The 12,846-nt window shown below is 74.6% G+C and carries 9 protein-coding genes; 6 read left to right on the forward strand and 3 right to left on the reverse strand.

All coding sequences use genetic code 11. The annotated features are described in order from the left end of the window. Window positions 1-72: 72 nt before the first annotated feature. On the reverse strand, window positions 73-1,464 hold the full coding sequence (locus OF819_RS11875) for a nicotinate phosphoribosyltransferase (protein WP_267243486.1): 1,392 nt from the start codon (window positions 1,462-1,464) through the stop codon (window positions 73-75). Between the two features lie 35 nt (window positions 1,465-1,499). Then, window positions 1,500-2,168: an OsmC family protein gene (locus tag OF819_RS11880; RefSeq protein WP_267243415.1), complete on the reverse strand. Its 669-nt coding sequence runs from the start codon at window positions 2,166-2,168 to the stop codon at window positions 1,500-1,502. A 321-nt stretch (window positions 2,169-2,489) separates the two neighbouring features. On the opposite strand from OF819_RS11880, the gene OF819_RS11885 reads away from it, so the two are divergent. Beyond that, the gene (locus OF819_RS11885; protein ID WP_267243416.1) at window positions 2,490-3,413 is read left to right on the forward strand and encodes a universal stress protein; all 924 of its coding nucleotides are present in this window, start codon (window positions 2,490-2,492) and stop codon (window positions 3,411-3,413) included. A gap of 150 nt (window positions 3,414-3,563) precedes the next feature. Beyond that, window positions 3,564-4,919, forward strand: a complete 1,356-nt coding sequence (locus OF819_RS11890) for a phosphoribosyltransferase family protein (RefSeq protein ID WP_267243417.1) — start codon at window positions 3,564-3,566, stop codon at window positions 4,917-4,919. 78 nt (window positions 4,920-4,997) lie between these two features. Here the strand turns inward: OF819_RS11890 and OF819_RS11895 are convergent, their stop codons facing one another. Next, window positions 4,998-5,420 (reverse strand): Hsp20/alpha crystallin family protein, encoded by a 423-nt coding sequence (locus OF819_RS11895; protein ID WP_267243418.1) that lies wholly within the window; start codon window positions 5,418-5,420, stop codon window positions 4,998-5,000. A gap of 170 nt (window positions 5,421-5,590) precedes the next feature. Here OF819_RS11895 and OF819_RS11900 point away from each other — a divergent pair, with 170 nt between their 5' ends. From OF819_RS11900 to OF819_RS11915, 4 genes are all read left to right on the forward strand, one after another. Then, window positions 5,591-6,475, forward strand: coding sequence for a universal stress protein (locus tag OF819_RS11900; RefSeq protein WP_267243419.1), 885 nt, complete (start codon window positions 5,591-5,593; stop codon window positions 6,473-6,475). 151 nt (window positions 6,476-6,626) lie between these two features. After that, window positions 6,627-7,505, forward strand: coding sequence for a CBS domain-containing protein (locus OF819_RS11905; protein WP_267243420.1), 879 nt, complete (start codon window positions 6,627-6,629; stop codon window positions 7,503-7,505). 121 nt (window positions 7,506-7,626) lie between these two features. Next, window positions 7,627-10,167: a SpoIIE family protein phosphatase gene (locus tag OF819_RS11910; RefSeq protein WP_416370511.1), complete on the forward strand. Its 2,541-nt coding sequence runs from the start codon at window positions 7,627-7,629 to the stop codon at window positions 10,165-10,167. After that, on the forward strand, window positions 10,164-12,605 hold the full coding sequence (locus tag OF819_RS11915) for a SpoIIE family protein phosphatase (protein ID WP_267243421.1): 2,442 nt from the start codon (window positions 10,164-10,166) through the stop codon (window positions 12,603-12,605). Before OF819_RS11910 ends, OF819_RS11915 begins: the two co-directional genes overlap by 4 nt. The last annotated feature ends 241 nt before the right edge of the window (window positions 12,606-12,846 follow it).

Raw genomic sequence — 12,846 nt, forward strand, 5'->3', positions numbered from 1 at the left:
GCAGGGGCCGACAGTCCCGCCGCGGGACCGAACAGCCCCTCTCCGGACCTCCGGCCCCCGCGGCGGCCCCGGTCACGGCTGGGACGGCGGCTGCGACTGGTCGGGCCGCGGTTTGTCGGGCGTTGAGGCCCTCGGAGGGGCACGGTTGCCTGCGGTGAGACGGCCGCGCACCTCGTCGGTGAGCGCGGTCAGCCGGGGGGAGAAGCCGGGCGCCGGGGCCTCAGGGCCGCGGATGCGCCGTGCGGCGGGCGGCAGGGCGGCGAGGTCGGCCTCGAAGCGGGCGCGGGCGCCGGCGAGCGTGTCGGCGGGACCGGTTCTGTGCCCGCCCCGCATCACCGTGCGCAGCAGCGGTTCGGCGTCCTCGCCGGCCGGCTCGTCGTACAGCCCGATCACATCGGCGCATCCGGGGCGGCGGAAGACCTGCTTGCGGCCCGGTGCGGTCACCTTCGCCGACGAGAGCTTCATGACCGGTCGGCCGTCGTACGCGACGAGCTTGTACGCCGCGTCGAGATAGGGGGCGTCGGCGGCGACGCCCACGCGGGTGCCGACGGCGTAGACGTCGACCGGCGCGCCCGCCCGCACCAGGGCGTCCACGCCGTACTCGTCCAGTCCGCCGCTCACGATGATCCGCACATCGCCGAGCCCGGCGTCGTCGAGGATGCTCCGCGCCCGGCGGGCCAGCGCCTCCAGATCGCCGCTGTCCAGCCGGACGGCGCAGCCCGGCCCGCGCCGCAGCTCTGCGAGGACCCGGGCCGCCACGGCGACGCCCGCCTCGGTGTCGTAGGTGTCGACGAGGAAGGTGACCGGCCCCGGGTGGGCGCGGGCGAACGCCCGGAACGCCTCCTCCTCCCCGGGGAACGCCTCGACGTAGGAGTGGGCCATCGTGCCGGAGGCTGGGATGCCCAGCCGCACGGCGGCCGCCACGTTGCTGGTGCCCGCGAAGCCGGCCAGCGCGGACAGCCGGGCCGCCTGCAGCCCCGCCTGCGTGCCGTGCGTGCGCCGCAGCGAGAAGTCGACAAGCGGCTTGCCCGCGGCCGCCAGCACACAGCGCGCCGCCTTGGAGGCGACGGCGGTCTGATGGCACACCTGGTTGAGCAGATACGTCTCGACGAGCTGGGCCTGCGGCAGCGGTGCGGTGACCTCCAGCAGCGGCTCGTCGGCGAAGACGAGCCGCCCTTCCGGAACCGCGCGCACCTCCCCGTCGAACTCCAGGCCGAGCAGCGGCTCCACATCCCTGGCGGGCCGCCCCAGGGCCTCGGCGAAGTCCCTCACCTCCCGCGGGCCGACCCGGAAGCCGGAGAGATAGTCCAGGACGGGCTCCAGCCCGGCGGCCACCAGAAAGCCCCGGCCGGCCGGCAGATCCCGGACGAACAGGCTGAATGTGGCGTCCTGCCGCATGTCCTCGCGCACATAGGACAGCGCCATGGTCACTTCGTACAGATCGGTGACGGTGACGTCGGACATCGTGCGCTCGCCGGTCCCTTCCGGGCACATACGGATCACACCCTGTCTGTGTCGCCCTGCTGCTCCCCGTGCACGGTGAAGGTCACCTCGGGCGGCGTCTCCAGGGTGTTCGCAACCGTGCAGTGCGCGGCCACGGCCTCAAGGGCCTTGACGCGGGAAGGCGGCACCTGCGGAGCGTCCACCCGGACGGCGACCGAGGCGACGCGGGCCGGGCGGTCCCCGGCCATCGTGTAGTCGGCGCGCACCCGGAGCCCGTCCCGGCTGAGGCCGTGCCGGTCGAGGAACCGGCCCGCATAGTGCGCGGTGCACGAGGCGAGCGCGGCCGCGAACAGCTCGACCGGGGAAGGGGCGGTGTCGGCCCCGCCGTCCGCGACCGGCTGATCGACCGTCACCACATGGCCGCGGACGCTCACCTCATAGGCGTCGCCGCAGATCGGGACGGCCTCGGCCCGGCCGGGCGGCCCCGGTGCGGGCGGCTCGACGGCCGCGGCGTGGAAGAGCAGCAGCCCGGCGATGCGGCGCGCCTCCTCAGGCGTCAGGGAGGCCCACACCTCACCGTGGTCATAGGGCTCCCAGGCGGTGTCCAGCACCACGCGCCCCATTCCGGGCGGCAGCGGCTCATGGCCGAAGCGCGAAACGCTGATGGTGCGGCCGCACCGGGTGTGCACCCGGCTGCCGTTCCCGGTCTGATCGTCCTGGGCCACGGCTCTCATCCTCCCGGTCCGCCCGGTCCGCCAGACTTCGAGCCTGCGGGCCGGACCGCGCGCGGAACAGGGCCGGGCGGGGGCCTTTCCGGACCGGTCGGCCCTGGCGCGGCCGGCGGCCGGGTGCTTTCCTGGAGATGACGGAAAGGGCCCACGAGAGGGCGCGGAGAAGCGGCTTTCCGCCGCGCACCGCGCAATCAGGATCCGCGAGAAGCGGATGGGCCCTTTCCGCCTGCCGGGGCCCGCGGAGGCTGTTCGCCCGCCCCGCCCCGCCGCCCATGTCAGGCACCGCTGCTGCGAGCACGAGAGGCAGTGAGAACGATGGTCCAGCCGCTTGTCGTGGGGGTCGACGGATCCGGGCCCAGCCTTGAGGCGCTGGACTGGGCGGTGGACGAGGCCGTCCTGCACCGGGTGCCGCTGCATATCGTCCACGCGTCGAGCCGGGAGCGGTTCGAGGGACGCCGGCCTGCGTTCGACGTCCGGCGCGACGCCGGACGGACCCTGACCGAGAACATCGCCGCCGTGGCGCTCGAACGCGCCAGAAGGCGCGCGGCGGACATCGCGGACGCCGCGGACGCCGCGGACGCCGCGGATGCCCCGGACACCGAAGTGACCAGCGAAATCGCGAAGGAGGACGCGGCGCACGCGCTGATCGGGCGCAGCCGTGACGCCTTCGCCGTGGCGGTCGGCAGCCGCGGCCGGGGTGCGCTGGCGGGGCTGCTGCTGGGCTCCACCGGCCTCTCCGTCGCCGCGCACGCGGAAAGCCCCGTCTTCGTCGTCCGCGGCGAACCGCCCCGCGGCCCCGGCCAGACCGGCGACGGTGTGGTGACCGTCGGCGTCGGCGACCCCGAAGAGGCGGCCGCGGCCCTCGATTTCGCGCTGCGCGAGGCGGAGGTGCGCGGCACGGCCGTACGCGCGGTGCACGCCTGGCAGACCCCCTCCCTGGACCTGTCCGACCATCCGGAGTTCGCGGACGCCGAAACCGGCAGTCGGCGCGGCATGGAGGAGACCAGGCTGGAGGACGCGCTGGCCGCGGCCGGCCGCCGGCGCCCCGGCGTGGTGGTGGAGCGCGGCACCGTCGAGGGCCATGCGCGCGACGCCCTGCTGCGGGCCTCGGCGGGCGCCGGACTGCTCGTCGTCGGCGCACGCCGCCGCGGCGGACACATCGGCATGCAGCTCGGGCCGGTCAACCACGCCGTGCTGCACCACGCCGACTGCCCCGTCGCACTGGTCCCGCACCGCTGACCTCGCCGCCCGGGTCCTCGGCAGCCGGGTCCTCGGTGGCCGGGTCCTCGGCAGCCGGGCCCGCCGGCCGCCGCGCCCGACTGCCCGGCCCGCATCGGGGCACTCTGAAAGCACCGGCGGCCGCACAGCAGGCCTTCAGGAGGTCGGACCATGTACTTCCAGGACCGTGTCGACGCCGGACGGCGGCTGGCCGCCCGGCTGGAGCACCTCAAGAGCCAGGACGTGATCGTGCTGGGGCTGCCCCGCGGCGGCGTTCCGGTCGCCGCCGAGGTCGCCCAGGCGCTCGACGCCCCGCTTGACATCTGCCTGGTCCGCAAGCTGGGCGTGCCGTACCAGCCGGAGCTGGGCATGGGGGCCATCGGCGAGGACGGCGCGCGCGTCGTCAACGACGAGGTCATGGGCCGGGCGGGCGTCTCCCCGGCGGACCTCGCGGAGGTCGAGCGGCATGAGCGCGGAGTGCTGCACGAGCGCGCCCGCCGCTACCGGGGCGACCACGCCCCCGCCGCCCTTGACGGCAGGACGGCCGTGGTGATCGACGACGGTGTGGCGACCGGCTCCACCGCGCTCGCCGCCTGCCGGATCGTCCGGCAGCGCGGCGCGGCCCGGGTCGTGCTGGCCGTGCCCGTGGCCCCGCCCGGCTGGACCGACCGGCTCGGGGCGGCCGCGGACGAACTGATCAGTCTGGACACCCCGCCCGGCTTCTACGCCATCGGGCAGTTCTACGCGGACTTCGACCAGACGAGCGACGAGGAGGTCCTCGCCTGTCTCGCGGCCGCCGAGAGGCGCTCGCGCGCACGCGGCGACCCGCGGGGGCGGGCCGGGCAGGACACGGGCGGTTCCGCCGGACCCGTGGACCGGGAGACCGATGTGACCGCCGGGCCCGTACGGCTCCAAGGGCATCTGACCATCCCCGAGGGCGCTGTGGGCGTCGTGATGTTCGCCCACGGCAGCGGCAGCAGCCGGCACAGCCCGCGCAACCGGTTCGTCGCGGCGGGGCTGAACGAGGCCGGGCTCGGCACCCTGCTGTTCGACCTGCTCACCGAGCAGGAGGCGCATGACAGGGCCAAGGTGTTCGACACCCCGCTGCTGGCCCGCCGGCTGGCGGACGCCACGGCGTGGCTGCGCGAGCAGCCGGAGGCGGAGCGGCTGGCCGTCGGCTACTTCGGCGCCAGCACCGGCGCGGCCGCCGCCCTGTGGGCCGAGACGGAGACCGACGCGCCGATCGCCGCGGTCGTCTCCCGCGGCGGCAGGCCGGATCTCGCCGGCTCCCGGCTGCCGCGCGTCAGCGCCCCCACGCTGCTGATCGTCGGCGGCGAGGATGTGATGGTGCTCGACCTCAACCGGCAGGCGCAGGCCCGGCTCCGCTGCGAGAACCGGCTTGAGGTGGTGCCCGACGCCACGCATCTGTTCGAGGAGCCGGGCGCCCTCGAAGCGGTCACCGAGCTGGCCGGGAACTGGTTCACCGACCACTTCGCGGCGCTGTCGCACACCGCGTCCGGACGGTGAGACCCGGTGCCGGGCCGGCTGCCCGAGAGCGGCTCAGAGCTGTCAGGGACGTCAGTGCCGTCAGGGCTGTCAGGGCCGTCAGGCGGTGTGCTTGATCTGGACGTGCCTGGCCTCGCGCTTCTCCTCGCCGAGACCGACGCTGACCGTCAGCATCCCGTCGGCGTACTCGGCCTTGACGTCGTCCTCCTTCGCACCGGCGGGCAGCGCCACACTGCGGGTGAACGACCCGTAGCGGATCTCGCTGTGGGTCTTGTCGACCTCGCGCTCGGTGCGCTCCGCCTTGATGCTCAGCATGCCCTCCTCGACGGTGACGTCCAGGTCCTTCACATCGATCCCGGGCAGCTCGGCGCGGACCACATAGCGGTCGTTCTCCGTGTACGACTCGATCCGCACGGTGTAGAGATCGGCCATGGCCGGCATGGCGAACCGGGAGGGGAACGCCTCGAACCACTCGGGCAGATCCGGGAACGGGAACCTCTGCTTGCGTGCCAGTGTCGCCATGATTCCTGCCTCCTCGGCAGCGAGCCGGACGGTGGGCTTCGGACACCTCCAGTGCAGCGCCGCGCACGGGCGGCGCGCAGGGGCCGAACAGTCCGCATCAGGGGCCGAACGTCCCCCCGACACACGCCGTCCGCCGGGCCTACGGTGCAGTCACCAGCCATGGAGGAGCCATGACTTCCGCCAGTGAGAACCCCCCGGTCGTCTTCGGCGTCGACGCCCAGGAGCCAGCCGACGCCGCCGCGGACTACGCCGCGGACGAAGCCGCACGCCGCAGAACCTCGCTGCGCCTGGTGCACGCGGTGCTCCCGATGACCCACCATGTGCGCGGCGTCGAGGAGACGGCCCACCACAAGGCGCTGCGCGAGCTGGGCGACGAGGCGCTCGACAAGGCCACGGCACGCGCCCTGGAGCGCCATCCCGGTCTGGAGCTGTCGACGTACATCACGGACGCCACCCCGGCGCAGGTCCTGGTCCAGCAGTCGCGGCACGCCTGTCTCGTCGTCGTGGGCTCACGGGGGCTGGGCAGGATCGCCCAGAAGCTGAGCGCCTACTCGGTGGCCGAACCGGTCAGCTCCCACGCGGCCTGCCCGGTCGCGGTCGTGCCCGAGGGGGAGCAGGCCGTCGAAGAGCCGCCGTATGTGGTGGCCGGAGTCGACGGCAGCGCGTCCGGGACGGCGGCCCTCGACCACGCTCTGGAAGCCGCAGCCCTGCGCGGGGCCTCGGTCCGCGCCCTGTGGGTCTGGCAGCCGCCGCTGCTGGCCTTCCTGGAGGACGACCGCCCGGCGCTTGAGGAATGCCGCACCCGGCTGGAGGAAGCCGTCGCGGCCCGCGCCGGGGCCTTCCGCGAGGTGCCGCTGACCCACGCCGTCGTACGCGGCCACCCCGTCGACGTGCTGGCCGAGGAGTCCGGCAGGGCGCTGGCCCTGGTCGTCGGCCGCCGCGGCAGCGGAGGTTTCCGCGGCATGCTGCTCGGCTCCGTCTCGTACGGTCTGCTGCAGCGCGCGGAGTGCCCGGTGATCACGGTCCCGGCGCCGGAGGGCCAGGACGAGATCTGACCGCCTCTCCCCCGGCAGGGCCGACCGCCGCACGGTACGGGGCCGACCGGCCCTGAGAATCCGGCCGTGCGCGACGAAGACTGGATACGCAGACCACACAGACCACCCAGACCACGCAGACCACACGAGCAGCCGGAGTGAGGAGCCCACGGTGAACGAACACTCGAACTTCTCCGCAGGCGCCGCGGCCCGCCGGCCGGCCGCCGCGGCCCGGCCCGGCGCATCCCCGCACCAGGACTCGCTGCTGCGCTACCTCGGCGCGGTCACCGCGGCCTCCGCCCAGCAGGCCGCCCAGCGCACGCCGGCGCGTACGGCGGAGCCGAAGAAGCCGGCAGCCGAGGAGCCCGGCGTACAGCCGCCCGAGCAGCAGCCCCAGCAGCCCCCCGGGCCCGGCCCGCTCGAAGTCCGCGACGTCATGGACGTGCCCGCGCCCTCCGTTCCGGGGCAGCTGCGGTTCCCGGACATCGCCCGCGTGCTCAGCCGGGAGCGGACGGGGCTGGTGGCCGTCGTCGACGAGGAGGACCGGGTGATGGGCGTCGTCTCGGAGTCCGATCTCCTCGCCAAGGCCGCGATCGCGGCATCCGGGCGGCGGCCGGCCCTCATCGGCCGTGCCAGGGAGCGCAGGCTCCATGAAAAGGCCCGCGGTCAGACCGCGGAGGCCTTGATGACCAGCCCCGCCATCGCGGTGTACCCCGGCACGCCGGTCGCCGAGGCGGCATGGCTGGCCGCCCTCTCCCGCCTCAAGCGGATGCCGGTCACCGACCATGAAGGACGCCTGGTCGGCGTGGTGCACCGCAATGCGCTGCTCCAGGCCCTGCTGCGGGACGACGACCAGATCCGCTGGGAGATCGAGAGCCAGATCCTCGCCGCGGACTTCCCGGCCGCCCGCGGCCATGTCACCGTCGCCGTCCGCGACGGCGTGGTCGACCTCAGCGGCCGGATGGCCGAGGCCGACGCCAAGCAACTGATCGTGCGGATCGAGGACATCGACGATGTGATCGATGTCCGCAACCGCCTCACCGCCGCGTGAGACGGCGGTGAAGCGCCGTACGGGCAGCGCGGTCGTACGCGCAGGCGCACGGCGGCCGCGCCGCCGCGGGCGTGATGCGCACAAGGTGCGCCTCCCCTGAGCCGTGGAGCATCCTGGCACTGTGACCCGGTACCGCTCGGCCGGGCACATCCCGCCGAGTGAGAGCACGGCGCTGCCCGGCCGAGACAGCAGTGACAGCCGCGTCCCGGACGAACTGGCCCTGGTGCTCGCACAGGCCGCCGTAGGAGCGACCGAGGCCGTCGGCGGCTACGCGGGCGGCGTCTATCTGCGCTCACGCACCCCGGGACTGCTGCGGCTCGCCGTGCTCGGCGGACTGCCGGGGCCGCTGTTCCGGCCCTGGTGGCGGATGCACGTCAACCGGCCCTTCCCCGTGGCCGAGGCATTCAGCACCGGGCACCCCGTCCACCTCGCCGACGCCGAGGAGGCCATGCGCCGCTTCCCGCAGCTCATGGCGGGGCTGCCCTTCCCCTTCGGATCGCTGTACGCCCCCGTCTTCGCTGACCAGGAGCGGTTCGGCGTGCTGGTGGTGCTGCGCGCCGCCACCCCGGGCCGGCCCGTCGGACACGCCGACCGACGCCGTATGCAGATCGCGGCCCGCCGCCTGGGCGCGGGCCTCGGCGCCCTGCACGCCGACGGCCTGGACGTCGCCTGGGACGGCGAACCTGTCGGCGTCCAGCTCCCCGGCGCCGCCCTGCCCGCCGTCCGCATCGGTCGCCTCGACTGGGACCTCGACACCGGCGCGGTCACCGCCGACGACGACGTCTGCGCCGTCCTCGGCGTGGCCCCGGAGGACTTCCCCGGCACCATCGAAGCGCTCACCGTCCGGCTCGCGCCCGAAGACGTCTACGGGCTGTGGACGCTCGCCCGGCAGACCGCCGCCTCCGACCGCCCCGTGACACGCGCCATGCGGCTCCTCGGCCCGGACGGCCGGCCCCACCGCATCGAACTGACCGGACACGGCACCCGCCCGCCCTCCAAGCAGGGCGCGTCGGGACGCCTCGTCGGCCGCCTCGTCGACCTCGGGGCCTACCCGATCGTCGCCGACGCCACCGACCGCATGCCGCACGGCGTGTTCTCACTGGACAGGCTCGGCCGGATCACCTACGTCAACGACGAGGCCGAGGCGCTGCTCGGCCGCCCGCGCGCCGAGCTGACCGGGCACGTGCTGTGGGACGTCCTGCCCTGGTTCGCCCACCCCGCCTACGAGGAGCACTGCCGGGCCGCCATGATCTCGCAGGAACCCGTGCACTTCATGGCCCGCAGCGACCTTGACGGCTGGCTGTCCGTGTCGCTCTACCCCGGCCACGACGGGCTGACCGCCATGCTTGCCCAGACGGAGCGGCCCGCCTATCTGCCCACCTCAGCCGCCGCCCCCGGCACCGGCCTCGGCTCGCCGGCCGACCGCGCCTCCGCGCTGTACCGCCCGGTCGCCCTGGCCATCGCCCTCACCGAGGCCGTCACCGCACGCCAGGTCTCCGCCGTCGTCACCGAGGAGCTGCTGCCCGCCTTCGGCGGCCGCCAGCTCGCGATCTACCTGCTGAGCGACCGCCGTCTCTACCTCGCCTGGGAGACCGGCTTCCCCCAGGGCTTCCTCGACCGCTTCGACGGCGTCGGCCTCGACGCCCGGCTGCCCGGCGTCGAGACGCTCACCACCGGCCGCCCCATCTTCTTCGAATCCATGCAGCGCCTGGCCACCGCCTACCCCGGCATCCCCATAGACGCCAACGTCGGCGCCCGCGCCTTTCTGCCGCTGATCGCCTCCGGCCGCCCCGTCGGCTCCTGCATCCTCGGCTTCGACCAGCCCCGCGGCTTCAGCCCCGAAGAACGCACCGTGCTCACCGCGCTGGCCGGACTGATCGCCCAGGCCCTCCAGCGGGCCCGCCGGTACGACACCGAGGCCGCGCTCGCCCGCGGACTCCAGGACGGCCTGCTGCCCCACCGGCTGCCCGCCGTCCGGCACGTCGACACCATCGGCCGCTATCTGCCCGGCACCCAGGACATGGACGTCGGCGGCGACTGGTACGACGTCGTCGAGACCGACCAGGGCCTCGCCCTGGTCATCGGAGACGTCCAGGGCCACGGCGTCGCCGCGGCGGCCACCATGGGACAGCTCCGCAGCGCCGTGCACTCCTTCGCGCTCAGCGGGCAGGAGCCGCAGGCCGTGATGAGCGGCGTCAACCGGCTGCTCATCGACCTCGACCCCGGCCAGTTCGCCAGCTGCTGCTACGTCGTCCTCGACCCGGCGAGCGGCCGCGCCCGCGCGGTGCGGGCCGGACACCCGCAGCCGCTGCTCCGCCGCCCCGACGGCGTCACCGACGTCCTCGACCTGCCGGGCGGGGTGGTCCTCGGCGTCGACCCCGAAGCGTCCTATCCGGTCACCGAGCTGCGGCTGGCGCCGGGAGACATGCTGGCCCTCTACACCGACGGGCTCGTCGAACAGCCCGGCGTCGACATCGACGTCGGCGTGGAGCGGCTGCGCGCCACGCTGGCCGCGACCGCCTCGCTGTCGCTCGCCGAGACCGCCGACCGGGTGATCCGCGAGGCCAGGCAGACCGCGGACCGGCCCGACGACATCGCGCTGCTGCTCGCCGCCCGCTGGCAGGACGATGGCGCGCCCGCCGACGAGGGGGACGCCGCATGAGCACGGTCAACCCGGCCGAAGAAGTCGATGTGCACGGCCCTCTCGACGTCACCCGGGCCGCCACGGCCGTGCTCGACGCCGACGGCGTGATCGTCGGCTGGAGCCCCGCCGCCGAGCGCCTGCTCGGCTACGGGCCCGGGGAGATCCTCGGACGCCCCGCCGCCGCGCTGCTGGCCTCCCGCAACGCCCACGGCGACGTCCTGGCCGACCCGGCAGCCGAAGCCGCGCACCGCCACCGGGTGCTGGTGCTGCGGCACCGCGACGGCCACCCCCTGCGCATCGCGGCCGCCCGGCTCGCCCTCGCCCACCACGGCGCGGGCCCCGCCCGGCTGCTCGCCCTCGCCGCCGCGGACGAGACCGAGCAGTGGGAGGCGCTGCAGTCGATGCTCAAGGGCCTCGCCACCCAGTCGCCCGTCGGCCTGGCCATCTACGACACCCGGCTGAAGGTGGTGTGGACCAACGCCGCCCTGTACGAGGAGATGGGCCCGGCCGACTACCACGGCGTCGGCCCCGACGACATGGTCACCCACGGCGAGATCCTCTCCGCCCGCCGCACGGGCACCCTGGAGGAGACCATGCGGGAGGTGCTCGCCACCGGCGAGCCGGTCATCGAGCTCCACTACCGCGGCCGCCCGCCCGTCGACCCCGACCGCGACCACGTCTGGTCCTGCTCCTACTACCGGCTCCAGGACGCGGCAGGCGTCACCCTCGGCGTCTGCGAGGAGACGGTGGACATCACCGACCGCTATCTCGCCCAGCAGCGCCTCGATCTGCTGGTACGGGCCGGAGGGCGCGTGGGCACCACCCTGGACATGGACCGCACCGCCCGGGAGCTGTGCTCCGTCGCGGTCCCCGGCTTCGCCGACGAGGCCGCCGTCGACGTCCTCGCCGCCGTCCTGGACGGCGAACTGCCCCCGCCCGGCCCGGTCCCGGCCACCGGCCTGGTACGGGTGTGGGACACCAGTGGCCGTACGACGTCCCCGCCGCCGGCCGGACGGCCCCCCGGCAGACGACACACCGCGTACCCGCCCGACGCACCCCAGGCACGCAGCCTGGCCACCGGCCACCATGTGCTGGAGCACCCCGGCGAAGGCGCCGAAGGGGCCGCGGGGACCTTGGCGGCGACGGCGTCCCTGCTGGCCGTGCCGCTGCGCGCCGAAGGAGTCACCCTCGGGGTGGTCACCTTCACCCGGACCCGGCACCCCGACCCCTTCGACACCGCCGAGCTGGCCGTCGCACATGAGCTGGTGGCGCGGACCGCGGTCTGTCTGGACAACGCCCGCCGCTACACCCGCGAGCACTCCGCCGCCCTGCTGCTCCAGCGCAGCCTGCTGCCCCGCAGGCTGCCCCGGCTCACCGCGGCCGAACTCGCCTACCGCTATCTGCCCGCGGACAGCAAGGCCGGGGTGGGCGGCGACTGGTTCGACGTCATCCCCCTGTCGGGCACCCGCGTGGCCCTCGTCGTCGGCGACGTCGTCGGCCACGGGCTGACGGCCGCCGCCACCATGGGGCGGCTGCGCACCAGCGTCAGGGCGCTCGCCCAGCTCGACCTCGCGCCCGACGAGCTGCTGGCCCGCCTCGACGACCTCGTGGTGCAGATCCCCGACCACCTCCGCGAGGCCGGGGAACCGCGGCAGCCGGCACCGGAGGAGCCCACCGAGGACGAAGCGGTCGGCGTGACCTGCCTGTACGCCGTCTACGACCCGGTCTCCGCGCTGTGCCGCATGGCGCGGGCCGGCCATCCGCCGCCCGCGGTCGTCGACCCCGCGTCCGGCGCCGTCGACTTCCCCGACATCCCCGCCGGCCCGCCGCTGGGTCTGGGCGGCCTGCCGTTTGAATCCATGGAGATGGAGCTCCCCGAGGGCAGCGTCCTCGCACTGTTCACCGACGGTCTCGTCCGCGGCCGCGGCCGGGACCCCGCCGCCGGCCTGGACGCCCTGCGCGACACCCTCGCCGATGTCGCACAGCCCCTTGAGACGCTGTGCGACCGCGCCGTCGCCCGGCTGCTGCCCGACGGCGCGGTCGACGACGACGCCGCGCTCCTGCTGGTGCGCACCCGCATCCTCGACCGGCACCAGGTGGCCGTATGGGAGCTCGCCGCCGACCCCGAGGTCGTGGGCCTCGCCCGCGCCGAGGCCGGACGCCAGATCCGCGAGTGGGGCCTGGACGAGCATGCGTTCACCACCGAACTGGTGGTCAGCGAGCTGGTCACCAACGCCATCCGATACGCCGGAGGCCCCATCCAGGTACGCCTCATCCGCGACCGCACACTGATCTGCGAGGTCTCCGACACCGGCCACACCTCACCGCATCTGCGCCGCGCGGGCAGCGAGGACGAGGGCGGCCGGGGGCTGTTCCTGATCGCCCAGCTGACGCAGCAGTGGGGCACGCGCTATACGCCGACGGGCAAGACGATCTGGGCGGAGCAGCAGCTGTAGGCCGCGGTCGCGCGGGGCGGGCGGAACGGGTGCAGCATGGAAGGGAGAACCGGGGCGTTTCGGGCGGTACTGGGGGCTCCGCCCCCAGACCCCAGGTACGGCCTGACGGCCGTGTCCTCAAACGCCGGACGGGCTTCATTTGGCTGCGCCAAATCCCAGCCCCACCGGCGTTTGAGGCGCGAGGGCCAGCACAATCCAGCCCCGCCGGCGTTTGAGGCGCGGGGGTCTGGGGGCGGAGCCC

Source organism: Streptomyces sp. PR69 (assembly GCF_026420845.1).
Classification (GTDB): Bacteria; Actinomycetota; Actinomycetes; order Streptomycetales; family Streptomycetaceae; genus Streptomyces.